Consider the following 25,340-nt stretch of genomic DNA (forward strand, 5'->3'; position numbering starts at 1 on the left):
GGCAGGGGAGGCTCTCTGATGAAGTGCGGCAAGTGCGGAGAGCGCCCGGGAGAGATCCTCTACAAAGAGTTCGAGGGGGGAAGCGTCCGGGAGATCCCTGTCTGCAAGGAATGCGCGGCGGGGCTCGGGTTTGCCTCCGAGGAACAGAAGAAAGCGGAACCCGCTTCTCCGGCAGTGTCTCTCGGAGAAGACACCGCTTGCCCGGAGTGCGGCATCAGCATGGGTGCGGTGACTGCGGAATCCCGACTGGGGTGCGAGCGTTGCTACGAGGCTTTTCATGAAGCGCTGGAGCCCCTTCTGGAGGAGATGCAGGGGGCGGGCCGCCATGTGGGGCGACTCCCGGGAGGGCGCCACGCAGCGGACATTGCGGGACTCCAGCGGGAACTGGAGGAGGCGGTCGAGAGCCAGGACTTTGATCGTGCCGCGGAACTGAGAGATCGTATTCGCACAGAGACACCCGATTCCGGACGAGATGGATCATGACTCCGACGCACCTTGCCCAAAGCGTTTCCTCATGGCTGGACGCTTCCGGCCCCGAGTCGGACCTGGTGTTGAGCAGTCGCGTGCGCTTGGCACGAAACCTCGCAGGGCGTCATTTCCCGGGGCGCGCCGATGAACTCGAGCGGGGCCGCGTGTTGGCCACCGTGACGGAAGCGTGCGCGGGGGCTCCGGGGATCGGCGATGCGGACATCTGGGACTTGTCGGAACTGGAGGAACAGCATTGTCGGCTCCTTGTGGAGCGACGGCTCGCCAGCCCGCAGTTGGCGCAGGGACACGGGCGTCGCGGAGTCGTCGTGTCCGGCGACGAGTGCCTGAGTATGATGATCAACGAAGAGGACCACATCAGAATCCAGTCGGTGAGGTCGGGGTTGAATCTGTCTGACGCGCTCACCGGCGCTCAGGAGCTGGACCTGTTTCTGGAAGAGCGCCTGCAGTTTGCGGTTTCGGACCGTTGGGGCTATTTGACGGCCTGCCCCACAAATGTGGGAACGGGTCTTCGCGCTTCGGTGCTCATTCATCTTCCGGGGCTGGTTCTGACTGCGGAGATCGACAAGGTTCACCGGGCGGTCGCAGAGATGGGCATGGCCGTTCGTGGATGGTTCGGGGAAGGCTCGGGTGCCCTGGGCGACTTCTTCCAGCTTTCCCATCAGCGGACGCTGGGCGTGGATGAGGCCCACTGTCTGGACGGACTGGGTCGCATTGCCGGGCGCGTGTTGCAACTGGAGCGGGATGCACGCGAGCGGATCTCCGCGGAGAAGGGACACAGGAGAAAGATCGAAGATCGTGTTCACCGGGCGTACGGGGTCCTTCGAACGGCCCGATTGCTGAGCGCGGAGCAGGTGATGGCCTGCGCTTCCGATGTGAGACTGGCCCGGTCTCTGGGAGTGCTGGAGGAGGTGTCCCACGCATTTCTGAACCGATTGCTGCTGTTTACGCAATCCGCGCATCTTCGCGCGGGGGTGGGCGACTCCTTCCGCGCCGAGGATGAGAAGTGGGAGAGGGCTCGGTGGGTCCGGGAGGAGTTTGACGAGTTCCTCTGATTTCCGCACACTTGTCCCTGTGGGCAGGATTCACGCATCAAGGCAACGCGGGAATCGGTCGATGGCCAAGGAGAAGGAAGCGCGGCACCTTCCGGGCATTCCGGGCAGGAGGCCGGAGTCTTGGAGCGTCTGCCGGATCAGCCGATGGCCCCCGCAACGGGGTGAAGGGAGAGCGAGGGCATGCAGGACCGATTCACTGAGCGTGTAAGAAAGGTCATGTACCTGGCCCGGGAAGAGGCGGGACGGCTTCGGCACGACTACATCGGAACGGAGCATCTTCTTCTCGGGATCATTCGCGAAGGCGAAGGCATCGCCGCGACGGTGCTGGACAATCTCGGCCTGGATCTGGAGAGCATTCGCCAGAAGATCGAGGACATGGTCCCGACCTCCGGCGGCACACTGACCATCGGGGAGATTCCCTTCACTCCCCGGGCCAAGCGCGTGCTGGAGCTCTCCGTGGAAGAAGCACGCCTTTTCGGGCACAGCTATGTCGGGACGGAGCACCTGCTCCTGGGGTTGATTCGTGAAGGCGAAGGCGTCGCGGCTCGCGTGCTCATGGAGCTTGGAGCAGACCGCAAGCGCGTTCGCGAAGAGACGCTCAAGTTGCTGGGCGGCAGTGCCCCCGGGCCGGGAACTCCCGCGCAGGAGAAGAAGAAGACAGAAACGCCCGCGCTGGACCAGTTCGGACGGGACCTTACCGTGCTTGCGGTGGACGGCGTGCTGGACCCTGTCATCGGGCGGGAGAAGGAAATCGAACGCATCGTGCAGGTTCTTTGCCGCCGGAAGAAGAACAACCCGGTCCTGATCGGAGAGCCAGGCGTCGGAAAGACCGCCATCGTCGAAGGGCTTGCGCAGAGGATCGTGGAGAACAAGACTCCGGAGCCGCTTCAAGGGAAGCGTCTGATGACGCTGGATCTGGCATCTGTCGTGGCGGGAACAAAGTATCGCGGTCAGTTCGAGGAACGCCTGAAGTCTGTGATGAATGAAATCCGCGAGTGCGACAACATCATTCTGTTCATTGATGAGCTGCATACCATCGTGGGGGCGGGGGGTGCGGAGGGTGCCATCGACGCGTCCAACATGCTCAAACCGGCTCTCTCGCGCGGGGAACTCCAGTGCATCGGCGCCACCACGCTGGATGAGTACCGGAAGTACATCGAGAAGGATGGAGCGCTGGAGCGGCGCTTCCAGGCCGTGATGGTGGATCCGCCCTCCCTGGAGGAGACGATCGAGATCATCCGGGGACTTCGCGACAAGTACGAAGCCCACCACGGCGTGGAAATCACCGATGAGGCCATTCGGCAGGCCGCCTACCTTTCGGATCGCTTCATCTCCGACCGGTATCTGCCGGACAAGGCCATTGATGTGATCGACGAAGCGGGCTCACGAGCCCGTCTGTCAGTATCGGCCATCCCGGACGAACTCCGCGAGGTGGAGCGAGAGCTGGAACAGATCACCAAGGAGAAGGAATCCGCCATCCATTCGCAAGCCTACGAGAAGGCGGCGAAGTTCCGCGATACGGAGAAGTCCCTTCGGGTCCGCATGCGCGGTATGCACAAGGACTGGTCGGATGCGAAGGGTGAGGTGAGAGCGGTCGTGGATGGCGAGGCCATCGCGGAAGTGATCTCCATGATGGTGGGCATCCCGGCGGTTCGGATTGAGGAGGAGGAGTCGCAGAAGCTCCTGCGGATGGAAGACGAGCTTCGGCGTCGCGTTGTCGGACAGGAACATGCCCTGACGGCAGTGTCCAAGGCGATCCGTCGTAGCCGAGCCGGGCTGAAGGATCCCAAGCGCCCGATTGGCTCGTTCATCTTCCTCGGGCCGACAGGAGTCGGTAAGACTGAACTGGCGCGAACGCTGGCCGAGTTCCTGTTCGAGGACGAGAGCGCACTCATCCGTGTGGACATGTCCGAATACATGGAGAAGTTCGCCGTGTCCCGCCTGGTGGGGGCGCCTCCTGGATATGTCGGTTACGAAGAGGGTGGCCAGCTGACCGAGAAGGTTCGCCGGAAGCCATACAGCGTGGTTCTTCTGGATGAGATCGAGAAGGCCCATCCGGATGTCTTCAACATCCTGCTTCAGGTGCTGGACGACGGGCAATTGACGGACAGCTACGGTCGGAAGGTGGATTTCAAGAACACCGTGATCATCATGACCTCCAATGTGGGTGCGCGGAAAATCAAGTCGGGAGCGGTGCTCGGGTTTGGTTCCCAGGATGACACGGGTGCCGGGCAGGAACGCGTTGAGCAGAAGCTCATGAGCGAGGTTCGCAAGACCTTCAATCCGGAGTTCCTCGGTCGCGTGGATGGCATTCTCACATTCAACCAGCTCGGGCGGGATGAGCTGGCGAGCATTGTGGAGATTCTCCTGAAGCAGACCATGGGCCGCCTGGCGGAGAGGAAGGTGGCCATCAAGCTCACGCGCAGCGCGACGAGCCTTCTGATCGAGGAAGGCTACGATCCTTCAGCTGGCGCCCGGCCTCTTCGCCGCACCATTCAGCGCATGATCGAAGACCCCCTCTCCGACGCGCTCCTCAGCGGCGACTTCGCCGAGGGGGATACGCTGAAGATCGATCGCAAGAAGGGCAGCAAGACGCTCTCCATCAGCAAGGCGCCGGCCTCCAGGCGAGGGAGCTCGGGCTCGTCGGCGGAGAAGGAGATCGAAACGGGGAACTGACATCTCGGGGGTTTCTCCCCGGTTCCGCGCCCCGGCTGCCATGCGGCCGGGGCGTTTTTTCGTCGCGGGTCTCTCTCTCCGATGCTAGCCTCCCCAATCGCATTTTCCGGACTGCGCCGGATGCTCCTCTTCTAGACGGTCCCCCTGTCGTGGGGCCGTGCGGGGAGTGGCCTGCGGAGTCCACTTACGGGGTTGTGTTCCATGATTCGTGGTCTCTTGCGTAGTTCCTGTGTGTGCGGATTGGCGGCGTCCTTCCTGCTGACCCTGGTCTCGATGTCTCCGGCGCTGGCGGAGACCATCGGGTCGGTGGGGATTCGCGGGAATGTGCGCGCTGAAGACGCGCTCATCTTCTCGACGATGGGACTGGAGGCCGGGTCCGAGTACTCCCCGGAAACGGTTCGGGCCGGGATTCGCAACCTGTATCGGCAGGGTCTCTTTCGAGATGTCCGTGTTCTTGCCGAACCGGGCGAAGGCGGTCTGGCTCTGACCATCGAAGTCGCCGAGAACCCGACGATCCTCCGCATCCGCTATGGCGGCGCGGACAAACTGGATGAAGATGACTTCGCGGAAGTCGTCGAGCTGGTGGCGGGGCAGACGCTCACCGCCCGAAGGCTGAACGGCGCCATCAGGGACATCCTCGCGCTGTATGAGGAGAAGGGTTACCTCCTCGCGCAGGTGAAGCCTGAGGTACGAGGGACGGAACGAGTGGATGTGATCTTCCGGGTTCAGGAAGGTCAGAAGGTGCAGGTGGAGGAGATCCTCTTCATCGGGAATGACCATGTGGCCAGTGGAGATCTTCGCGGTGCCATGGAGACTCAAGAGGATCGCTGGTGGCGAGGCGGGGACTTTCGGAAGGAGATCTTCCGGCAGGACAAGGAGCGCATCGTGGAGCGCATGGGCGCGTCGGGCTATGCGGATGCGCGCATTGTCGATGTGCGCAAGGCGTACGATGAGACACGAGAGCGCCTCACGCTGGAGATCGAAGTGGAGGAGGGGCCGCTTTATCGGGTGGGCGAGGTGTCGCTCGACCACGGGGGCGTGTTCCCGGAAGATCGCGTGCGCCTCGGGGTTCTTCTGAAGGAGGGAGAACCCTTCAACACGCTCCTCTACGATCAGACCGTGGGCAACCTCTACAGCCTCTGCCACGAAGAGGGACACATCTATGCGAAGGTGGAGGATCGGAAGACCCGGCGCGAAGGACACAGGATGGATGTGGATCTCCGCGTGGAGGAAGGGGAACCGGCCCGGATCCATCGTGTGCTTGTGTCGGGGAATACGCGAACCCGGGAACGCGTGATTCGAAGAGAGATGGTGGTGGCTCCGGGGGATGTCTTCCGTCGGTCGCAGGTACTCCGCAGTCAGCGTGAGATCTTCCAGCTGGGCTTCTTTGACGATCTTCAGCTGGACAGCCAGGTTGCAGACCCGGCAACCGGTGACATCGACCTGATCCTCGAGGTGCAGGAACGACAGACGGGACAGGCGACCATGGGCATGGGCGTCAACTCACAGACGGGCCTGACAGGCTTCCTGCAACTGGCGCAGAACAACTGGATGGGGAAGGGTCAGCTGATGTCGATCCGGGCCGAGTTCGGCAGGTTCCGGGAGTTTGAGTTCTCCTTCACCGAGCCATGGCTTCTGGATACTCCCACCAGTGCGGGCATCGATGTCTTCGACACGAAGAGGCGCTTTGAGACGTTCACAGAGACACGCACCGGCGGGGATCTTCGCCTCGGGCGGCGATTCCCGTGGCTGGACTACACGCGCTCGTTCTGGCGTTATTCGCTTGCCGAGTACCAGGTGGAAGCGCGAGGCGGAAATGAAGACGAAATCGGCGAGACGAGCCCGTCGACGATTTCCTCCATGACGCTGACGCTGGTTCGGAACTCAGTGGACAGCCCGTTCTTCCCCACGCGCGGATCCTCGACCCGCCTGGTCAACGAGTTCGCCGGGGGAGTCCTCGGTGGAGATGAGAGCTACCACCAGTTGCAGTTCGGGACGAAGTCGTACTTTCGGACAGTGGGCAAGTTCGTGTTGTCGCTCTCGGGAGATGTCGGCTTCCTGAATGGACTGAAGGCTCCCGATCAGGTGCCGTTCTGGCGACGCTACCGACTCGGTGGGATTGCGAGGTATGGCTTGCGTGGCTACCCGGACTACGATGTCGTCCCGGACCCCGGGTTGCCCTCCACGGGCGGCCGGTGCATGCTGACCTCCACGGCGGAGCTTCGGTACCCGATCGTGCAGTCGATTCAGGGGCTCGTGTTTCTCGATGCGGGCAACACCTGGAACAGGCCTGGAGAGATGGACCTGACGGATCTCCGGCGGGGAGTCGGTGCGGGAGTGCGTATTGATGTGCCAATGGTCGGTCAGTTGGGGTTTGATTACGCTTACGGATTCGATCGAGACGAAACCATGGGAGGTCCAGGATGGGAGTTTCATTTCCAGATCGGCGGCCAGGCCTTCTAGCCGGCCTGATCTTGCTCACGAGTGTGATGATCTCTCCGGCTTTGGCCGGGGAAGTGGGAGTCATCGACTTCCAGACGATTTTCGACAAGTACGAAGGAACGGCCGATGCCCAGAAGGCTCTGGATCTGCAGCTCCGCGAATGGGACGACGAAGCTCGTGCCATGCGAGATGAGATTGAGTCGCTGAGTACCGAACTGGAAGGCCAGCAACTGATGCTCTCCGAGGAGAAGCTCGCGGAAAAGCGCGCGTCCCTGGAAGAGAAGAAGAATGAGTACCAGCAGTTCGCGGAGTCCGTCTGGGGGATCGAAGGCCTGGCGGCGGAACGGAATGCGGAACTCACGCGCCCGATTGCCGAGCAGATCCTGGAGATTGTCGCGAAGATGGGCGAAGAGATGCGATACAGCGTGGTCCTGGACGCGGGCACCGGGCAGGTGGTCTGGGCGACCGAAAGTGCGGACATGACGGGTCTGGTGCTGGATGAGCTGGAGTCGGGACTGGAGGCGGCCGGAGATCAGGCGGTGGAGCCGGGAGCTCCGGAGAGCGCGGAGTGAGTTCGTCCCGGGGGCCGATCACCCTGGCTGAGATCGCCTCCCGAGTAGGAGCCGAAGTCGAGGGCTCCGGGGAGACGCTCATCCACGGGATGGCGCCCGTTGAAGACGCAAAGGCTGGAGAGCTGACTTTTGTGGCTTCGGAGAAGTATCGGCATTTCCTGTCCGATACGAAAGCGTCGGCTGTCATACTCCCCCCGGGGATGCCTGCTCCGGAGGGCCTTGCCGTCGTGCGGGCCACCGATCCTGAGGCGACGGTTCTGGGCGTTCTGAAGCTGCTGGACCCTGGACCTCCTCTGCCGCCCGAGGGACAACACGCCAATGCGGTGGTGGCATCCAGCGCGGAGGTTGCGTCCGGTGTCCGCATGGGGCCCGGGATCGTGATTGAGGACGGAGTGCGTGTCGGCAAGGGCAGCATTCTGATCGCCGGCGTTCACCTGTCCGAGTCGTGCATCATCGGAGAAGAGTGTGTGCTGTATCCCGGGGTCTTCATCGGTCGCGAGTGTGTGCTGGGGAATCGGGTGACCGTGCAGCCCGGTGCCGTGGTCGGAAGCGATGGTTTCGGATACGCCCCGGTCGGGAAGAACCGATACGAGAAGATCCCGCAGCTGGGCATCGTGGAGATCGGCGACGATGTGGAGATCGGCGCCAATGCCTGCATCGATCGAGCGACAATGGGAGCCACACGGATCGGCGCAGGCACCAAAATTGACAACATGGTGCACATCGCTCACAATGTCTCGGTCGGTGAAGGAGGGGCCATCGCCGCCCTTACCGGCGTGGCGGGGAGCACCCGCATTGGAGATGGCATTCGAACGGGCGGACAGGCCGGCTTTGCCGGCCATCTTCGCATTGGAGACCATGTGACCCTCGCCGGACGAGCGGGTGTCACAGCGAATGTCGCCGATGGAATGACGGTCTCCGGCTTTCCGGCGCGGGGACATCGAGAGACTCTTCGGGCTGAAGCGGCACTTCGGCGGCTTCCGGAGACTTTGAAGGAACTCCGGGCGGCGTCCGAAAAGCATGCGCCGGAGCCATCCGACGGGAGTGAATCGTGATTCAGGGAAACCAGAGGACCATTGCCGAGCCGGTTGAGATCGAAGGACGCGGCCTTCACTCCGGTGTGGCTACGAAGCTTCGCTTTCTTCCCGCTGCCGCCGGGAGCGGGATTCGCTTCATTCGTGTGGATCTCCCGGGGCGGCCCGCTCTTCCCGCCCGCGTGGATCTCGCCCTGGGCGGCGAGCCGGACCCGCGCCGTACCACGCTGTCCATGGGTCCTGCGGTGATTGGCACGGTGGAGCATGTCCTCGCGGCGGCCGCCGGCCTGGGCATTGACAACCTGGACATCGAGATTGATTCAGAGGAACCGTGTGAACCCGACGGAAGCGCGCGTCCCTTCGTGGATCTCTTCCTCCGCGCAGGCGTCAAGGAACTCCCGGATCTGCGCCACTACTTCGAGGTGCGGCAACCCATCAGTTTTGAAGAGGGTGGGGCGCAGCGTGTGATTCTTCCCCATGACGGCATGAAGGTCAGCTTTACGATCGACTACCGAAGCCCCCTGATCGGAACCCAGTATGCGTCGTTCGAACTGGACAGCGATTTCTTCGTAAACGACCTCGCCTCCGCGCGCACTTTTGCCATGCTGGAAGATGTGGAAGGACTTCGCGAGAGTGGGCTCATCAAGGGAGGCAGCCTGGCCAATGCGGTGGTGGTGACTCCGGACGAGATCCGCAGCGACGAACCGCTTCGCTTCGGCAACGAGTTTGTGCGACACAAGATCCTGGACCTGATCGGCGATCTCTCTCTTCTGGGGATGCCGCTGAAGGGCCATGTCATTGCCGTGCGCGGCGGGCATGCCGCCAATGTTCAGCTGGTGAAGAGAATCCGCGACGAAGCCGTGAAGAGCTATCGCTGGCGTTCACCGGGGCAGGAATCCATCTCCCTGGACATCAATGCGATTCTGGAGATCATGCCGCATCGCTACCCGATGCTCCTGGTGGACCGCATTGTGGAGCTGGTGGATGGGAAGCGCGTGGTCGGAATCAAGAATGTGACCATCAACGAACCCTTCTTCCAGGGGCATTTTCCGGGGCATCCCATCATGCCGGCGGTGCTGGTTGTGGAAGCCATGGCGCAAGCCGGAGGCGTTCTCCTTCTGAATACGGTGGAGCGTCCGGAGACGAAGCTCATGTACTTCCTTGGAATCGACAATGCGAAGTTCCGCAAGCCGGTTCTCCCCGGGGACACGCTGCGCTTCGAGCTGGAACTCGTGAACCTGAAGCGGAAGTTCTGCAAGATGCGCGGGAAGGCGTTCATCGGCGATGATCTGGCCGCAGAGGCGGACCTTCTCTCGACGATTGTGGACAAGCCGGGAGCGGAGTGACCGTGGACCTCTCGCACGCCGCCGCGGAACCGCTGATTCATCCGACGGCGGTTGTTCATCCGAATGCGGTTCTGGGTGAGAATGTGCGGGTCGGTCCGTATTGTGTGGTGGGTGCGGGGGTCGTTCTGGGCGACGACTGTCTGCTGGATTCCCATGTCCGCCTGGACGGACATCTCCTTGCTGGAAAGCGAAACCACTTCTTCCACTGTGCGGCCATTGCCGGGGAGCCTCAGGATCTGAAGTTTGACGGCGTGGAGAGCACGGTTCGCATTGGGGATGACAATATCTTCCGCGAGTTCGTGACGGTCAATCGGGCCACCGGCGAAGACGGGGAGACCCGGATCGGGAACGGGAATCTCCTGATGGCTTATGTCCATGTCGCCCACGACTGCATCCTGCATGACGGAGTCATCCTGGCGAACGCGGTCAATCTGGCCGGCCATGTTGAGGTATTCGATCGAGCGGTCATCGGGGGGATGACTCCGGTGCATCAGTTTGTGCGGATCGGGAAGTTCGCCATCGTGGGAGGCGCGTCCCGCCTGCCGAAGGATATGCCTCCGTATATGAAGGCGGCGGGAAACCCCATTCAGATGGTGGGGTTGAACACGATCGGGCTGCGCCGGAACGGCATCGACGCAGACACACGATCCGAACTGAAACGCGCTTACCGGACCATCTATCGGGACGGCCTGAATGTTACCCAGGCAGTCCGCGCCCTGCGGGAGCGGAAGTCTGATTGTCCGGAGATCGCTGAGCTGATTTCATTCATCACCAGTTCCGTGCGCGGGATCGTACGCTAGTCCGGGCGCGATGCGGAGGGGACTCGCGTGGAACGCATTCGGATGGGCGTCATCGGGCTGGGGCGTATGGGTGGCCACCATGTCCGCTGCATCAAGGCGGGCCAGGGAATGGTCCTCTCGGCAGTGACCGACGCGGATCCCTCGCGTGCGGAAGCGCTCGCGCCGGGCACCCCTTTCCATGAGAGCGTCGACGATCTCCTGCGCCACTGCGACGCGGTGGTTCTGGCTGTCCCGAGCCCCTTGCACGCGGAGATGGGCATTCGGATCCTGGACGCGGGCAAGCACCTTCTGATGGAGAAGCCTCTTGCTGCAGACCTGCGCGGATGCGATCGCCTCGCGGCCGCGGCGGAGGCGGCGGGGGTGGTGCTGGATGTGGGTCATGTCGAGCGCCTGAACTGGGCTTATCGGCAGACTCGCGAGTCTGTGTCGAACCCCCGGTTCGTGGAGGCTCACCGTCTGGGCGGTTATGATCCCCGCGGCACGGAGGTGGATGTCGTGCTGGATCTCATGATTCACGATCTGGACCTCGTGCTGGATCTCTTCGGGGGCGAGCCGGATCGGGTGGAGGCAGTGGGAGTGGCGGTTCTTACTTCCCGCGTGGACATCGCCAATGCTCGACTGGAGTTTCCCGGCGGCGCCCTTGTGAATCTGACAGCGAGCCGCGTGAGTCGGGATCCGGTCCGAAAGATGCGCATCTTTGAAGCGAACGGGTATCACTCACTCGATCTCGGTGCACGCTGCGTGGAAGTGGTGCGTCGGATGGGACCGGCGCCGATGGAAATGGACCGACGCGTATTGACCGCGCCCGAGGACCACAATCCGCTGGTGGATGAGCTGGAAGAGTTCCGCCGCCGCATACTGGGTGAGGAGACTCGATTGCCGGGGGTGAAGGGGGGACGGCGGGCCGTTGCCCTTGCGGAGCGAGTGATCGCAGACATTGAGCGGAGATCCGACGCAGGGGAGAGGGTCCCCGGGGAGGGAACGCAGTGGGCCGCACCGTCCTGATCCTGACCGGGGAAGCGTCGGGAGATCTTCAGGCCGGTCTGGTTGCGAGGGAACTTCGGGCAATGGCGCCCGATGTTCGCATTCGTGCCGTGGGGGGCGAAGCTCTCCGCGAGGCGGGTGCAGAGCTGCTCTATGACATCGACCGTTTGTCCGCGATGGGTTTTGCGGAAGTGGTCCGCCAGATTCCGCGCCATCGTACGCTCGCTCGCCGGTTGGACACTCTCTTGCGGGAGGATCCACCGGATGTCGTTCTTCCGGTGGACTACCCGGGCTTCAATCTTCGCATCGCTGCCAAGGCGCGCGGCCTCGGCATTCCAGTGCTCTATTACATCGGGCCGCAGGTGTGGGCATGGGGGGAGAACCGCCTTCCGAAAATCCGGAAAGCGGTGGACCGGATGCTGGTTGTCTTCCCGTTTGAGGAGGCAATCTACCGAGAGGCCGGGATCCCCGTGGAGTTCGTGGGGCATCCACTGCTCGACGCGCTGGCCGATCGGCCCGGGAGGGAGGCAGCTCGACAGGTCTTGGGGTTGTCGCCGGAGAGGCTGGTCGTGGGGCTTCTACCGGGGAGCCGGTTGCAGGAGGTGCGAAGGCTGTTCCCGGTCATGGCCGAGACCGTCGCGAGAGTTCGGGACGAAGTGCGGAATGTGCAGGCCGTATGCAGCGTGGCGCCGGGGATTCCGGAGGAAACCTGCCGGGTGGAGACCGAGGCCGAGGGAGACTCTCCCATCCAGCGAGTTTCAGGCGGCGCCGAGCTCATTCAGGCGGCCGCGGATGTCCTTCTGGTGACCTCCGGCACCGCGACGCTCCAGAGCGCCCTTGCCGGGACTCCGCTGGCGGTGTTGTACCGGACATCGCGCATCACCTGGTTTGCGGGGAAGCGGCTCGTGAAGATTCCGCACATCTCGCTCGTGAACATTGTTCACGGCGGGGAGCTGGTGCCGGAGTTTCTGCAGGACAGGGCCAGGCCCGAAGCGATTGCCCCATTCGTACTGAATCTCCTCCGCGACCCTGCGTCGCGTGAAGCGATGAGCCGGAGCTTGAGAGGGCTTCAGAAACGCCTCGGGACACCGGGGGCGTCGCGTCGTGTTGCGGAACGCATACTGGAGGCTGCGGGATGAGCCGGGGGCGTGCTTCGGGGAAGCAGATCGCGCGGGCGGTGGATCTCGTGGTGCGAACGCTGGGGCACAGCGTGGTGCTGAGCCTGGGGACCACCTGGCGCGTGCGACATGTGGGCCGGGAGAACGCGGTCCGCGCCCGCAGCATGGGCGGACCGGTGATCTACGCTTTCACGCACGGAGTCCTTCTTCCGCTGGTCTATACGCACCGGCGACGGGGCATCCACATCCTCGCGAGTCAAAGTCGCGACGGCGACCGGATTGCGGCCGTCGCCGGCCATCTCGGCTATGAGTCTGTTCGCGGGTCCAGCAGCCGGGGCGGGCGGGAGGCGCTGGCGAGGCTGGTGGAGTGCGCGAAAGCAGGCCATGACCTGGGGATCACTCCGGATGGCCCCCGTGGCCCTCGCGGGTCCGTCAGTCCGGGGGTCGTGGTCATGGCAAGTCGCGCGGGGGTCCCGATTCTCCCGCTGGGAGTGGCGGCGACGCGTGCGTTTCACGCGTCGTCATGGGACCGTTTTCTCCTTCCACTTCCTGCCGCACGCGTGTTCGTGGCGTATGGCAGGCCGCTGTGCGTAGAGAGCGATGCAGCGCCGGCGGATATCGAGCGCCACTGCGAAAGCCTGAAGAGCGCCCTGGTCGCTGTCGAGACCAAGGCGTGCTCGTACGCTTCGGGCGCGGTCATGCCGCCGGGCACGGATCGGGTGGCGGGATGAGCGCGGGAGTTCGCATGTACCGTGTCGCATGGCGGGTTGCGCTGAAGCTGGGCATTCCCCGGCTCGTTCTGCGGAACAGGACGGAAGAACTCGCGGAGCGGATGGGGCAGGCTCCGGTCGGAGGGGAGTCTTCGCCCGTGTGGATTCACGCGGCCTCCGTCGGAGAGCTGGGGGCTGCGGAGGTCCTCATTCGTGCGATGCGTGCCCGGTCCGAGTCCATTCCGATTGCCGTGTCGACGATGACGCGCACCGGTCGCGAGCGAGCCGAAGCGCTGAACCCGGACTTCGGGCCGTTCCACCTGCCGTTTGACGCACCCGGACCTGTGGCGTGCGCGCTGGATCGCCTTTGCCCCCGGGCGCTCCTTCTGGTGGAGACGGAGCTGTGGCCGGAACTGCTCGGACAGGTGACAGCTCGCGGGATTCCCTGGGGGATCGTGAGCGGGAGAATCTCGCCGGGCGGCTTCCGCCGGGCGCGGTGGGCGGGTCCGATCTATCGGGAGATGCTGGGCAGCGCGGGAGCGGTCGCGGCTCGCACGGAAGAGGACGCGGCGCGCTTCCGTGCACTGGGGGGGCGCCCGGATGGACTGCGCGTGACGGGTGATCTCAAGGACGACCGCGTTCCGGAGGCCTACACCGCTCCCGATCCCGATTCCGTCCGCTGGGCGGCCGCCTGCACGCGCCCCGGCGAAGAGGAGATTGTGCTGGAGGCACTCGCGCTCGTTGCGGAGAGGATGGCGGCCCCGGGGGAACTCCTTCTCGCGCCCCGGCATCCGAACCGTTTCGAAGACGCCGCTCGCCTTGCGGAGGAGGCGGGATGGCGGGTAAGGAGGTGGGAGGACCGAACGCCGGTTGTCCAGGCGGAAGAATCCGGGTGGAGCGTGACTCTTGTGGATCGCATGGGGGTTTTGCCGGAGGTGTACCGGCGGGCGTGCGTCGCATTCATCGGAGGGAGCCTTGTGCCTCTGGGCGGCCACACCCCGACCGAAGCGGCGGCTGGGGGTCGGCCGGTGCTTGTGGGGCCGCACACGGAGACCTGCGAAGACGCCGTGGCCCGCCTGGAGAGGGTCGGGGCGGCGCGTCGTGTGGACGGAGCGCAGACGCTGGCGGACGAAGTCTGCCGCGCCTTGCTGCATCCGGACGAGAGTGCCGCGGAAGGCCGTCGCGCCTGGGAGGTGGCGGCGGAAGGGACCGGAGCCGCGGCCGACACGGTGGCCTTCCTGCGCGAGAGGGGAGTCCTTCGTTGAAGCATCCCGTCATGGACCACCGGGGGCTGCGAAGGGTGGGCGGGCACTGGCCGCCCGGACTGGCACGCGGAGTCTCCTTCGTGTACGGCATGGCCTCCGGCGCATTCCACAAGCTTCATGACCACCGCCTTCTGCCTTGCCGAGAGGTCCCGATCCCCGTCGTGTCAGTGGGCGCGCTGAGCGTGGGCGGAAGCGGGAAGACGCCGGTTGTTCGCTGGCTTGCGGGGGAACTGCTCGCGAGGGGAGAGCTTCCGGGGGTCGTGCTGCGGGGGTACCGTTCAGAAGGGGGAAAGCAGGCCCGGCGAGTGGACCCCGGTCACCCGGATGTGCAGCGGGATGGCGACGAAGCCGTGCTCCTTGCGATCGGTCTCCCGGGCGTTCCGGTCATTGTGTCCCCCCTTCGAAGGGAAGGGGTGGCCCGGCTGGCCAGCGCGGGGACGCGCGTGGCTCTCCTGGACGACGGATTCCAGCACCGTTGCCTCAGGCGGGATGTGGACATGGTGTTGTGGGATCTTCGAGCGGAGAGGTCACCGAGGCGCCTCATCCCGGCGGGGTCCCTTCGGGAGCGGCCCAAGGCCCTCACGCGGGCTTCCGCGCTGGTTCTGGTGAATCGTGGAGACGGGTTCCCGGATGTACCCCCGGAGTGGCCCGGGGCAGGGCCGGTGTTTCGAGTCGCGCTGGAGTCCCGCGTGGTCGGTATGCTTCCCGCATCCGCGCCTCTTCATGCGGTGTCGGGAGTGGCCGTCCCGGAGTCGTTCGAGGAGTCCCTCATTCGGTCAGGAGTGGCGCTGACCGGAGCCTCTCGCTGGGCGGACCATCACGCCTTCACGCATTCCGATGTACAAGCGGTGAGCAGGCAGGTTCGCGTTGAGGGGGCGGAAGGGATTGCCATGACTGCCAAGGATGCGGTTCGATGGCCTGGTGGGGGAGGCCTCCCCGCCCCCGTCGTATTCGATCTCAGCGTTCACGCTGAAGGCGGAGACGCGCTCGTGGAATGGGTGGTGGCCCGGATTCGGGAGGCTGGCAATGACTGACCGGAAGACCTGCGATGTTCTCGTGCTCGGGAGTGGCATCGCGGGGCTCTCCTACGCGCTGAAGGCGTCGCGGTACGGACGAGTGCTCCTCTTGACGAAGAAGACCTCCACGGAATCCAACACGAACCATGCACAGGGAGGCGTGGCATCCGTGACGGATCCGGCGGACAGTTTCGAGTTGCACATTCGAGACACCATGGTTGCCGGTGCCGGCCTTTGCCGACGGGATGCCGTCGACCGCGTTGTGCGGGAGGGGCCGGAGCTGGTTCGGGAACTCGTGAAACTGGGAGCGGACTTTACAAGGACGGAAACGGGTGGCTTCTCACTGGGGCGCGAGGGCGGGCATACACGGAGGCGGATCGTCCATGCAAAGGACCTGACGGGCCGCGAGATCGAACGCGCCCTTCTGGCCGCGATCGCTTCCCGGGAGAACATCGAGATTCTGGAAAACCACTTCGCGCTGGACCTCTGGACGGGGCCGGACGCATCCGGGCAGTCGCGCTGCCACGGGGCGCTCTACCTGGATTGCCAGTCAGGGCGGGTAGGTCTTGCGCATGCGCGCCAGACCATGCTTGCCACCGGTGGCGGCGGGAAGGTCTACACATTCACGACCAATCCGGACATCGCGACGGCGGACGGCGTGGCCATGGGGGCCCGGGCCGGATGCGAAGTGGTGAACATGGAGTTCGTGCAGTTCCATCCGACCTGCCTGTTTCACCCGGACGAGAAGACCTTTCTGATCAGCGAAGCAGTTCGTGGCGAAGGTGCGGTCCTGAGAGATCAGGCAGGCATGGAACTGATGGCCGGGCGACACGAGCTGGGATCGCTGGCACCGCGAGATGTCGTGGCTCGAGAAATGGACCGCGCGATGAAGCGCCGTGGCGACAAGTTCGTGCTGCTCGATGTCTCTTCGATCGGAAACGAGCTCTTCGTGGAGCGTTTCCCCGGGATTTCGGAGAGACTTTCGCTGCATGGGATCGTCCCGGGTGTGGACCCGATCCCGGTGGTGCCTGCGGCCCACTATATGTGCGGCGGACTTCCGGTGGACGAGTTCGGGAGGACGAGCGTGGCGGGCCTGTTTGCGGCAGGTGAGGTGGCGTGTAGCGGCGTTCACGGTGCGAATCGGCTCGCATCGAACTCGCTCCTGGAGGCTCTGGTCTACGCGAACCGGGCCGCGCAAGTGCCTCCGGAAGCGGAAGTGGGACCCCCGCCTCCCCCCCCGGCCGGGCCGGGTACGGCGGCTCCACGACCAGATCAGGGAGTGGTGTTGGACCATGAGTGGGATTCGGTGCGCCGCCTCATGTGGGATTTTGTGGGCCTAGCGAGAACGCGGGCCAGCCTGGATGTGGCGTGTGCTCGACTCTCGATCCGCTTGAAGGAGGCTGAGGCTCGCTACCGAAAGTGGGAGCCGAATACCGATCTGGCGGAGTTGAGGAATATCACGCTGGTCGGCAGGCTCCTGGCCGAGGCTGCGCGAGGCCGGCGGGAGAGCCGAGGTCTGCACTGGGTGCTGGACCATCCGGAAACGGACGACACGGCTTGCGAGAGTTGGGTGCGTCCGGAGGCGGAAGGCGTGAAAGTGGAGTTTCGCGCGGTGGAAGGTGCGGGATCTTCTTGATCGCGGCGGTTTTTCGACGGAGTATGTTTTCGGAAGCATCTTTCCCCTGCGGTGCGGTCGCACCGTCGCGGGATGGCGAGAACTGAGTTCTTCCAGTCAGGTGAAGGGGCGCTCCGTGTACACCGAATCGGAAGCGAGCCGGGCCATGCGGGAGCTGCTTGCGCGGGACAAACGCTACCACGCGCGTGCCTATGTCTTCGTTCGGGAGGCGGTCGCCTATGCCAGCCAGGTGGTCTACGCGACCGGCACCCATGTCTCCGGGCGGGAACTGCTGGAGGCCATTCGCCTGTATGCTCTGGACCGATTCGGACTCCTGGCCGAGGCCGTCTTCGAAGAGTGGGGAGTGCGGTCGACGGAGGACTTCGGGGAGATTGTGTTCAACTTGATTGACGCGGAGATTCTCAGCAAAACGGACGAGGACTCCCGGGAGGACTTTTGCGGAGTGTACGAGTTCCCGGAGGTCTTCAACGCGGGACGCTACTGGGCCGAGGTACTTGAGACATGCGGGTAGACTCGGGAAGGCGCGTTCGCGGCGGTGGCATTGCCAGAGCTTTGGAGCCACTGGTGTTCCGAGCATTGGAGCTGTTGCTCGCCCGGCGTGCCCGAGGGGCTTCGCTGAGTTTCGGGGACTCGCTGGATTCAACCCGTGACATTCTGCTCTGCGCCGTAGGGGGAACCGCGGACCTCTTGTCCGTACTGCCCGCCGCGCGCGCGCTGGCGGAACGGTTCCGGCTGGCTCGGATCCATGTACTGGCCAGTCCCGAAACCGTCGGTGTGCTGGAGGCGCGCTCGGAGATCTTCGAAGTCATTCCCTGGTCCGCTGCACCGGGGTCCGCTCTCTCCCGCGGATTCTGGGAGACGGTTCGAGATCTGCGGCGCCGGTCATTTGACATGGCGGTGGCCTTCGACGAAGGGGACGCCCGGCTGGAGAGAATCCTGATGGGTCTTTGCGGTGCACGCCTGAGAGTGGGAGTGCACCCGCAGGGCTTCGACGCGGGGCTGAACCTCGTCATCACTACGGCGGTGGCTCCGGGGTACCGGCCGGTTCGGGAACCGGGCTTTCTCTCGTTTCTGGGCATTCCTTCCGAGTCGCTGCTTCCCGGGTTGGACCTGCCGGTAAAGGATCTGCAGTACGCCCGGCGTCTGCTGGACCTTCGGAGAACGGGTCGCGCGAAGCTGCTGGTTGGCGTGGATCCGGGAGCGGGTCGCTGCGGATTCCATCCGTCGCCTGAGAAACTTGCGTGGCTGGTAGAGACGCTCGCGGAGAAGCGCGAAGCGGAGCCGATTGTTCTGACGGATGGCAGTGGCGCGTCATGGACCGAGGCCTTTCAGGACGCGCTCAGCACGCCCACGCTGGATATTGCGCCACGCGGGACACGGGATGTCCTGGCGTGCCTTGCCGGTTGTGATCTTTTCCTGGCCGGGAATACGGACCTGTTCCATGTTGCCGTCGCATTGGGGATTCCCTCCATCGGTCTGTTTGGCGCGGAGGATGGAGCGCGATGGACTCCTCCTGAATCGGGTCGATGCCGGATTATTCGCTATCGTCCCGGGGATCGAGTGGTCTCGGCCGACTTCCTGGAGCTGGCGGATTCCGTCCGCGAAGGCAGGATGCCCCCGGAACCGCAGGAGAGGGACACTTCCCGGGCGGCTGAAGACTCTCCGGCTGGGGAGACCATCCGACTGGACCCCGCCTGAGATCCCCACTACCCTCTCTCCCCATGATTCCCGGTACGAAGCTTCGTCTATTCCGGATGGTACTCCGGCACGGTCCTCTGCTGGCCGCCACTCTGGCGGCGACGGCGGTGTATGCCCTCGTCAGCGGCGTCTCTCTGGGCATGATCCTCCCGTTTCTGGACCTCCTCTTTGCGGGAGGCGATCCTTCAGTGGGGCCCCTTCCCGAAGGGGCTGGCGTCCTGGAGACATTCCGCCACTCCGTTCAGGCTTGGGCGCTCGACCGTTTCTTCTCCGATTCGCCGCGTGAGGCTCTGCTGCGGGTCTGCGCGTTTCTGATCGCCGCGTTCTTCCTGAAAGGCCTGTTTGGCTATCTTCAGGCGATCGCCGCCGTCACCCTCGAAGAACGGGTGCTGAAAGACCTCCGGGACGCGCTCTTCACCCACCTGCAGACGCTCTCCATGGGATGGTTCGCCGGTCGTCGCGCCGGGGATCTCCTCTCGAGAGCCACCAATGATGTGGCGGTCGTGCGCAAGGGAGTCTCCTCGATGTTCCGGAGTCTCCCTCGCGACATTCTTCTGGTGCTGGTGTACGGAGTGATCGTGTTTGTCGCGAGCTGGCGGCTGGCTCTTCTGTGCGTGGTGGTCTTCCCGCTCCTCTCGATCATCATCCGGGCGATCGGTCGGCGCATTCGGCGCAGATCGCGCCTGGCTCAAGAGGAGATGGGCGATGTGTCCACGCTCTTTCACGAGGCGGTCACGGGGATTCGCGTGGTGAAGGCCTTCGGCGCGGAGGGCTTCGCGCTGGCGCGGTTCCTCGAAAAGACCCGCTCTTACCTGCGAAGCGTGGTTCGCCTTCGTCGCGTGGCGTCTCTGGCCGGGCCCATTGCCGAGTGGATGGGTGCGCTCGGCGCGGTTCTCGTTCTGTGGTACGGCGGCACACGGGTAATGGACGGTACCGGGCTCTCGCCGGAGTGGTTCGTGATCTTCCTCGCGGCCATGGTTTCGCTTCAGCATCCGGTGCGTGGGCTCACCCAGATCCACACACATCTGGAAGAAGGCGACGCGGCCGCCGCCCGGATTTTCGACATACTGGATACCGAACCGAAGGTGCGGGAGCAGTCGCATGCGAAGGCGGTGACCGGATTCCGGGATCGGCTTGTGTTTGATGCCGTGTCCTTTCAGTATGCACCGGATCTTCCCGTGATTCGTGATGTCTCCTTGACGGTGGCTCGCGGTGAGGTAGTGGCGGTCGTCGGGCCCAGCGGTTCCGGGAAATCGACGCTGGTGGATATGATCCCGCGCTTCCACGATCCGGAGTCGGGCCGGGTTCTTCTGGACGGTGTGGATCTGAAGGAACTGCGACTGGATGATCTCCGCGGCCTTCTGGGAATCGTCACGCAGGAGACCATCCTCTTCCACGACACCATCCGTGCGAACATTGCGTTTGCAGACCCGTCTCCCGACGAGGGGAAGTTGGTTGCGGCGGCGCGTGCCGCGAACGCGGAGGCCTTCATCCGCAATCTCCCCTCGGGGTATGACACGATCATCGGGGATCGGGGAACGCGGCTCTCCGGCGGAGAGCGGCAGAGAGTGTCCATCGCGCGGGCGATCTATCGGAATCCGGAGATCCTCATCTTCGACGAGGCCACCTCGGCGCTGGACTCGGAGAGTGAAGCGCAGGTGCAGGAGGCGATTGACCATCTGATGAAGAGTCGGACAGCGGTCGTGATTGCGCATCGGCTTTCGACGGTTCGGAACGCGCATCGGATCGTGGTGCTGGACAAGGGGCGCGTCGTGGAAACGGGTGACCACGCAACCCTCCAGGCGAAGGGGGGACTGTACTCCCGTCTCTGCGAAGGCCAGTTCGCGCTGGACCGGCCCGATGCCCGGGGCGCGGAATGAGTGCCCCGCAGTCGATCCTGATCTGCCGCCTTTCGGCATTGGGAGACATCGTCCTGTCGCAGCCGGTCGCCGCGGGTCTTCGCGCGGCGTATCCCGATGCGCACATTGCCTATCTGGCCAGGCGCCCGCTGGGGCGGATCCTCTCCGCCTGTGCGGAGATTGACGCACTGCATGAGTGGGAAGGAGGACATGCGGGCCTTCCCCCGGGGGTGGCGGAACGGGAGTGGGAACTGGTGGTGGATCTGTCGGCCACGGGGCGAAGCCGTCGCCTCCTGCGGGGAGTGCGGCGGCAGCGGGTACTACGCGCATCGAAGCAGTCCGTGCGACGGCGCGCGCTCGTGATGTGCCGGGCACTGGGGACCTGGAGATTCCATGTGGACCCGGCAGTGGACCGAACCCTCAGCGTGCTGAAGAAGGCGAACATCCCGGTCTTGAGCCGGCGCCCGAGGCTTGCGGTGAATGGGACGCCCAACCCTTCGCGTGTCCTCCTCGCACCCGGAGGGGGCCGCGCGCTGAAGCGATGGGCACCGAGTCGGTTCTCCGGCATCGGGCGCCGTGTGACGGAAGCGGGCGGGAGCGTCGTGATCGCAGGAGCCGCGGATGAGCGCGCGCTGCTCGAAGAGGTGGCAGGCGGTATTCCGCAAGGCTCCGTGGAGATTCGAGCGGGTGAGGATCCTGAGCGTCTGCCCGAAGTCGTCGCGGAGTGCGGAGTGGCTCTGACCAATGATTCCGGACTGCTGCATGTCGCCGAAGCGGTGGGCGTTCCCGTGGTGGCGGTCTTCGGGGCCACCCACCCCGACCTGGGATTCGGGCCGTTGGACTCCGCCTCCACCGTGATTCACACGGGGATTTCGTGCAGCCCGTGCGATATCCATGGACCGAACCGCTGTCGGTACGCGCATGGGCGCTGCCTGACGGACATTTCCGAGGAGCAGGTATGGCTCGCGGTGGAATCGCGCATGAGGAGTGAGGCTTCGTGATGGTGCGAAAACACATGGAGAGACGGGGGAAGCGGCTTCTGTCCCATGCGCTTGGCCGGGTTCTTGGGGAAGGAACCGCTACTGCCGGGGAGAGTTCGCCGGATCTTCGGTGTGCGGCCTCCGTCCTCCTCATCCGCCAGCACAACCAACTGGGCGACATGCTCCTCTCGACGCCGGTGTTTCGTGCGGTGCGTGCGTGTGCTCCGAATGCGCGGATTGACCTTGTGGCCGGGCCGGAGAACCTCGAAGCGGTGCGGGGAAACGCGCATCTGGATGAGGTTCTGCTCTTTGACAAGGCGGCGTTGCGGAGTTCTCCGAGGAGAGCGCTCGCGTTCCTGAGGCGATTGCGGTCCCCGGCGTATGAGGTGGCCATCGTGATGAACACGGTGGCGTTTTCCGTGACGGCCGCGTGGATCGCGGTGCTTTCAGGAGCGAGGCAGCGTGTGGGGAGAGCCGGTCCGGGGGGTCTGGGAGCGGACATGGCATCGGGGTTGTTCCATCATGTCCTTCCGGCTCCAACGCCGGGCCGACACCAGTCGGATGTCAACCTGGATCTTGTGACGCCGTTGGGCGCGGACGGTGGGGACCGCCGCTGCGAGATCTTCCTCACGGAACAGGAGGCGGGCAAGGGGCGGCTGTCGCTGGATGCGGCCATCGGTCCCGGCAGGGCGGGGAGTGCTCGCGTGGTGCTGCATCCGGGGGCCGGGAAGATTCCGAACCGATGGAGTGCGGCGCGGTTCGGCGAGGTTGCGTCGGCGCTGGTGCGCGACGGGCATCGCGTGGTGCTGGCGGCGGGACCCGGCGAGGAGCACCTTCTGCATGAGGCGGAGGCAGCCGCTGAGGGCGCTCTTCCGCGCCTTCCTTCGATGGGAATCCGGGAACTGGCCGGCAGCATGGCGGAAGCGGATCTGATCGTGGCCAACGACACCGGCGTGTTGCACTTTGCAGCCGCCACACGGACGAGCACGCTGGCGCTCTTCGGACCGACGGACGCTGCGGAATGGTGTCCCGCCGATGTGGGGGTCGAAGTGCTGGCCGCGCCGGGTGCGGATCTGGACTCGCTGCCGGTGGAAGCGGTGCGCGCGGCGGCCAGACGAATGGCCACTGCCGCAGCCTCCTCCCGCCCCGGACCGGCGGCGGAAGGAATCGTCAGGGAGGAACCCGCATGAGCGAGGGTCGCGTGGCATTTCGCGCTCCGGGCTGGCTGGGGGACGCGGTGATGGCGACAGTAATCCCCATGGCCCTCCGGCGGGTCTATGCGGAGAAGGATGTGACGGTCCTGTGCACTCAGGGACTGGGTGATCTATTCCGAGGGCTTCCGGTTCCCTGCGCTGTGCGCGAGTTTGAACGCGGGACCGAGGTGGATGCGTATCGAGAGGGAGCGTTTGATCGCGTGCTTCTCGGGCCGGATTCCTTCGGGAGTGCATGGAGGGCGTTTCGCGGTGGAGTCGCAAGACGCGGAGGTTTTGCGACGGCGCGGAGGGGACTCCTCCTGACGGACCGGTTGGCGTCCGCTCGTTGGCGCAGGGATCGGCATCAGGTGGAGAACTACCGGGAACTGGGAGACCTCTGGGGAGAGACCCATCCGACGGACGAACCCCGCATCGTGCCGCGTGGGGAATGGGTGGAAGCCGCGGCGGGTCTCTGGCCGAAGACGGGACCTCCTCGCGTGGCATTGCAGCCCGGGGCCAGCTATGGCCCCGCGAAGCGCTGGCCGGTCGAACGCTATGCCGCCCTGGTGAATGCCCTGCTCGATCGAGGGCTGGATGTTGCCCTCGTGGGCGGCCCCGCCGATCATGCGATTTCGGAGGAGGTGCTGTCGGGCGTGTCGGGAACGGTGACGAATCTGACAGGGAAGACGACAGTCGGAACATTGGCCGCAATCCTCCATAGTGCGGACACACTTGTGACCAACGACACCGGACCCATGCATCTGTGCGCTGCGGTGGGCACTCCGGTGGTGGCCATCTTCGGTTCCACAAGTCCGCTGTGGACCGGGCCTCGCGGGGAGGGGCACCGGATTGTTCAGGAGAGACTCTCCTGCGCACCGTGCTTTCGCAGAGCGTGCAGGATAGGCTACGGTTGTCTCCTCGGGATTGCCGTGGAGCGAGTGTTGGCGGATGTGGAGACGATTCTGAATCGGGGGAGCGCATGACGCTGGACGGACACCGTGCAAGGCTCGCCGAACTTCTTCGACGCATGAAGGGGATTCGTGTGCTGGTACTGGGCGATCTCGTCGCGGACGAATATGTGTACGGGGAAACGCGCCGCGTCTCCAGGGAAGCACCCGTCTTGATCCTGCAGCGTGTGGGCGGGAAAGTGATTCCGGGAGGCGCTGGCAATGCCGTACTGAATGTTGCGGCTCTGGGCGGCGTGCCCGTGCCGGTTGGGATTGTCGGTCCGGGAGCGACCGCGGACCGTCTGGTCGCGGAGTTCGAGCGCCGGGGTATTGAGACCGCTTCGATCGTGCGGGACTCGGTACGCCCCACCGTGCGGAAGACACGGGTCATGGCCGGTGGGGCACATGGCCAGAAGCAGCAGGTTCTTCGCATCGACGAAGCGGATGAAGCCCCCGTCTCGTCGGAGGCCGAAGAGGCCCTCCTTGCGCGGGGCGTGGAGTGGGCCCGGCAGGCGGATGCCGTGATTCTGTCGGATTACGGGTACGGCACGCTGACGGATCGCGTGATTGAGGAAGTGCTGGCCGTAGCGAATGCGCGCGGTCTTCCGGTCTGCGCGGACTCCCGATACCGGCTGAGAGCATTTCGAGGCGTCACCTTCGCGACGCCCAACGAAGAAGAAGCGGCGCAGGCGGTGGGGGGAGACCCGGGACAAGACCACGGCCAGGTGGCGGATCGTCTGCGAGAGAGGCTGAATGCCTCTTTTGCACTGGTGACCCGGGGACGCGACGGGATGATCGTCTCAGAAGGAAGCAGCGCGCCGGTGGAGATTCCCGCGTGGGGCGAAGCCGAAGCCGCCGATGTCACGGGCGCCGGGGATACCGTTGCAGCGACGACCACGCTGGCGATCGCTGCCGGCGCCTCCCCGGCGGATGCGGCGCGTCTGGCCAGCATCACGGCGGGAATCGTGGTCACCAAGCATGGGGCCGCGACGACGACCCCCGGAGAGGTGGCGAGACTTGCGGGACTGTAATGAGCGTGTCCTGAAACTGGATGAACTGGCGGCCGAAGTCCGGCAGCTGCGAGCGGACGCGTCCGGCCTTCGTGTGGTTCTGGCGAACGGGATCTTCGATCTCCTGCATGTGGGGCATGTCCGCTATCTGCTGGGGGCTCGAAGCGTGGGGGACTTCCTGATCGTGGCGGTGAACGATGATGCTTCCGCAGCCCGGCACAAGGGCCCGGGTCGTCCCTTTGTCTGCGCACGCGAGCGCGCGGAGATGGTGGCGTCGCTGCGTGGAGTCGATCGGGTGGTGCTCTTCGGCGAAGATACGGTGGAGGCTGTTCTCCGGGCGATTCGACCGGACATCCACGCGAAGGGAACCGACTACACCGAGGAATCGGTCCCCGAGCGGGAGATGACGGCCTCTCTGGGAGGGCGAACGGTGATTGTCGGTGATCCCAAGGACCACTCTTCGACGAATCTCCTTGAAGTGATTCTGGAGAGAACCGGACGAACCGAGTGAAT

The 25,340-nt window shown here is 64.5% G+C and carries 21 protein-coding genes and 1 pseudogene; all 22 read left to right on the forward strand.

Annotated elements, in window-relative coordinates; all coding sequences use genetic code 11:
- Positions 1-18 precede the first annotated feature (18 nt).
- The 22 genes and pseudogenes from QF819_08525 (at position 19) to QF819_08630 (ending at position 25,338) form a co-directional block, all read left to right on the forward strand.
- A complete protein-coding gene (locus tag QF819_08525; protein ID MDP6803204.1) occupies positions 19-483 on the forward strand; it encodes a UvrB/UvrC motif-containing protein in 465 nt (154 codons plus the stop codon).
- Positions 480-1,541, forward strand: a complete 1,062-nt coding sequence (locus QF819_08530; protein MDP6803205.1) for an ATP--guanido phosphotransferase — start codon at positions 480-482, stop codon at positions 1,539-1,541. The genes QF819_08525 and QF819_08530 overlap by 4 nt, the downstream gene beginning before the upstream one ends.
- A 180-nt stretch (positions 1,542-1,721) precedes the next feature.
- A complete protein-coding gene (locus tag QF819_08535) occupies positions 1,722-4,217 on the forward strand; it encodes an ATP-dependent Clp protease ATP-binding subunit (GenBank protein MDP6803206.1) in 2,496 nt (831 codons plus the stop codon).
- A gap of 201 nt (positions 4,218-4,418) precedes the next feature.
- The gene (gene bamA, locus QF819_08540; protein ID MDP6803207.1) at positions 4,419-6,680 is read left to right on the forward strand and encodes an outer membrane protein assembly factor BamA; all 2,262 of its coding nucleotides are present in this window, start codon (positions 4,419-4,421) and stop codon (positions 6,678-6,680) included.
- Positions 6,681-6,706: 26 nt separating this feature from the next.
- Positions 6,707-7,231 (forward strand): OmpH family outer membrane protein, encoded by a 525-nt coding sequence (locus QF819_08545; protein MDP6803208.1) that lies wholly within the window; start codon positions 6,707-6,709, stop codon positions 7,229-7,231.
- Complete coding sequence (gene lpxD, locus QF819_08550) at positions 7,228-8,286, forward strand: UDP-3-O-(3-hydroxymyristoyl)glucosamine N-acyltransferase (GenBank protein MDP6803209.1); 1,059 nt, start codon at positions 7,228-7,230, stop codon at positions 8,284-8,286. The genes QF819_08545 and lpxD overlap by 4 nt, the downstream gene beginning before the upstream one ends.
- Entirely contained in the window at positions 8,283-9,611 is a 1,329-nt protein-coding gene (locus tag QF819_08555) for a bifunctional UDP-3-O-[3-hydroxymyristoyl] N-acetylglucosamine deacetylase/3-hydroxyacyl-ACP dehydratase (protein ID MDP6803210.1), read from the forward strand. Before lpxD ends, QF819_08555 begins: the two co-directional genes overlap by 4 nt.
- Positions 9,612-9,613: 2 nt before the next feature.
- Positions 9,614-10,411, forward strand: coding sequence for an acyl-ACP--UDP-N-acetylglucosamine O-acyltransferase (lpxA, locus tag QF819_08560; GenBank protein MDP6803211.1), 798 nt, complete (start codon positions 9,614-9,616; stop codon positions 10,409-10,411).
- A 24-nt stretch (positions 10,412-10,435) separates the two neighbouring features.
- Positions 10,436-11,416, forward strand: a pseudogene (locus QF819_08565) (Gfo/Idh/MocA family oxidoreductase).
- Positions 11,398-12,534, forward strand: a complete 1,137-nt coding sequence (gene lpxB / locus QF819_08570) for a lipid-A-disaccharide synthase (protein MDP6803212.1) — start codon at positions 11,398-11,400, stop codon at positions 12,532-12,534. Before QF819_08565 ends, lpxB begins: the two are co-directional and overlap by 19 nt.
- Positions 12,531-13,244 (forward strand): lysophospholipid acyltransferase family protein, encoded by a 714-nt coding sequence (locus QF819_08575; GenBank protein ID MDP6803213.1) that lies wholly within the window; start codon positions 12,531-12,533, stop codon positions 13,242-13,244. The genes lpxB and QF819_08575 overlap by 4 nt, the downstream gene beginning before the upstream one ends.
- Positions 13,187-14,488: a glycosyltransferase N-terminal domain-containing protein gene (locus QF819_08580; GenBank protein ID MDP6803214.1), complete on the forward strand. Its 1,302-nt coding sequence runs from the start codon at positions 13,187-13,189 to the stop codon at positions 14,486-14,488. Before QF819_08575 ends, QF819_08580 begins: the two co-directional genes overlap by 58 nt.
- Entirely contained in the window at positions 14,485-15,522 is a 1,038-nt protein-coding gene (gene lpxK, locus QF819_08585) for a tetraacyldisaccharide 4'-kinase (GenBank protein ID MDP6803215.1), read from the forward strand. Before QF819_08580 ends, lpxK begins: the two co-directional genes overlap by 4 nt.
- Complete coding sequence (nadB, locus tag QF819_08590) at positions 15,515-17,140, forward strand: L-aspartate oxidase (GenBank protein ID MDP6803216.1); 1,626 nt, start codon at positions 15,515-15,517, stop codon at positions 17,138-17,140. Before lpxK ends, nadB begins: the two co-directional genes overlap by 8 nt.
- Before the next feature lie 115 nt (positions 17,141-17,255).
- Positions 17,256-17,651 carry a hypothetical protein gene (locus tag QF819_08595; protein ID MDP6803217.1) on the forward strand — a complete coding sequence of 132 codons (396 nt, stop codon included), beginning with the start codon at positions 17,256-17,258 and terminating at the stop codon, positions 17,649-17,651.
- A 53-nt stretch (positions 17,652-17,704) separates the two neighbouring features.
- Positions 17,705-18,838 carry a glycosyltransferase family 9 protein gene (locus QF819_08600; protein ID MDP6803218.1) on the forward strand — a complete coding sequence of 378 codons (1,134 nt, stop codon included), beginning with the start codon at positions 17,705-17,707 and terminating at the stop codon, positions 18,836-18,838.
- 23 nt (positions 18,839-18,861) lie between these two features.
- Positions 18,862-20,718 carry an ABC transporter ATP-binding protein gene (locus QF819_08605; protein MDP6803219.1) on the forward strand — a complete coding sequence of 619 codons (1,857 nt, stop codon included), beginning with the start codon at positions 18,862-18,864 and terminating at the stop codon, positions 20,716-20,718.
- The gene (locus QF819_08610; GenBank protein MDP6803220.1) at positions 20,715-21,698 is read left to right on the forward strand and encodes a glycosyltransferase family 9 protein; all 984 of its coding nucleotides are present in this window, start codon (positions 20,715-20,717) and stop codon (positions 21,696-21,698) included. The genes QF819_08605 and QF819_08610 overlap by 4 nt, the downstream gene beginning before the upstream one ends.
- Entirely contained in the window at positions 21,698-22,867 is a 1,170-nt protein-coding gene (locus tag QF819_08615; protein MDP6803221.1) for a glycosyltransferase family 9 protein, read from the forward strand. The genes QF819_08610 and QF819_08615 overlap by 1 nt, the downstream gene beginning before the upstream one ends.
- Positions 22,864-23,853: a lipopolysaccharide heptosyltransferase II gene (gene waaF / locus QF819_08620; GenBank protein MDP6803222.1), complete on the forward strand. Its 990-nt coding sequence runs from the start codon at positions 22,864-22,866 to the stop codon at positions 23,851-23,853. The genes QF819_08615 and waaF overlap by 4 nt, the downstream gene beginning before the upstream one ends.
- Positions 23,850-24,848, forward strand: a complete 999-nt coding sequence (locus tag QF819_08625; protein MDP6803223.1) for a PfkB family carbohydrate kinase — start codon at positions 23,850-23,852, stop codon at positions 24,846-24,848. The genes waaF and QF819_08625 overlap by 4 nt, the downstream gene beginning before the upstream one ends.
- A complete protein-coding gene (locus tag QF819_08630) occupies positions 24,835-25,338 on the forward strand; it encodes an adenylyltransferase/cytidyltransferase family protein (protein MDP6803224.1) in 504 nt (167 codons plus the stop codon). The genes QF819_08625 and QF819_08630 overlap by 14 nt, the downstream gene beginning before the upstream one ends.
- Positions 25,339-25,340: the final 2 nt, after the last annotated feature.

This window comes from Gemmatimonadota bacterium (genome assembly GCA_030747075.1).
Classification (GTDB): Bacteria; ARS69; ARS69; order ARS69; family ARS69; genus ARS69.

Bases quoted from the DNA above. Each gene is read 5' to 3' on its own strand.
- QF819_08525 (MDP6803204.1), top strand. From the start codon at position 19: ATGAAGTGCGGCAAGTGCGGAGAGCGCCCGGGAGAGATCCTCTACAAA.
- QF819_08530 (MDP6803205.1), top strand. From the start codon at position 480: ATGACTCCGACGCACCTTGCCCAAAGCGTTTCCTCATGGCTGGACGCT.
- QF819_08535 (MDP6803206.1), top strand. From the start codon at position 1,722: ATGCAGGACCGATTCACTGAGCGTGTAAGAAAGGTCATGTACCTGGCC.
- bamA (MDP6803207.1), top strand. From the start codon at position 4,419: ATGATTCGTGGTCTCTTGCGTAGTTCCTGTGTGTGCGGATTGGCGGCG.
- QF819_08545 (MDP6803208.1), top strand. From the start codon at position 6,707: ATGATCTCTCCGGCTTTGGCCGGGGAAGTGGGAGTCATCGACTTCCAG.
- QF819_08575 (MDP6803213.1), top strand. From the start codon at position 12,531: ATGAGCCGGGGGCGTGCTTCGGGGAAGCAGATCGCGCGGGCGGTGGAT.
- nadB (MDP6803216.1), top strand. From the start codon at position 15,515: ATGACTGACCGGAAGACCTGCGATGTTCTCGTGCTCGGGAGTGGCATC.
- QF819_08605 (MDP6803219.1), top strand. From the start codon at position 18,862: ATGATTCCCGGTACGAAGCTTCGTCTATTCCGGATGGTACTCCGGCAC.
- QF819_08610 (MDP6803220.1), top strand. From the start codon at position 20,715: ATGAGTGCCCCGCAGTCGATCCTGATCTGCCGCCTTTCGGCATTGGGA.
- QF819_08615 (MDP6803221.1), top strand. From the start codon at position 21,698: ATGGTGCGAAAACACATGGAGAGACGGGGGAAGCGGCTTCTGTCCCAT.
- waaF (MDP6803222.1), top strand. From the start codon at position 22,864: ATGAGCGAGGGTCGCGTGGCATTTCGCGCTCCGGGCTGGCTGGGGGAC.
- QF819_08625 (MDP6803223.1), top strand. From the start codon at position 23,850: ATGACGCTGGACGGACACCGTGCAAGGCTCGCCGAACTTCTTCGACGC.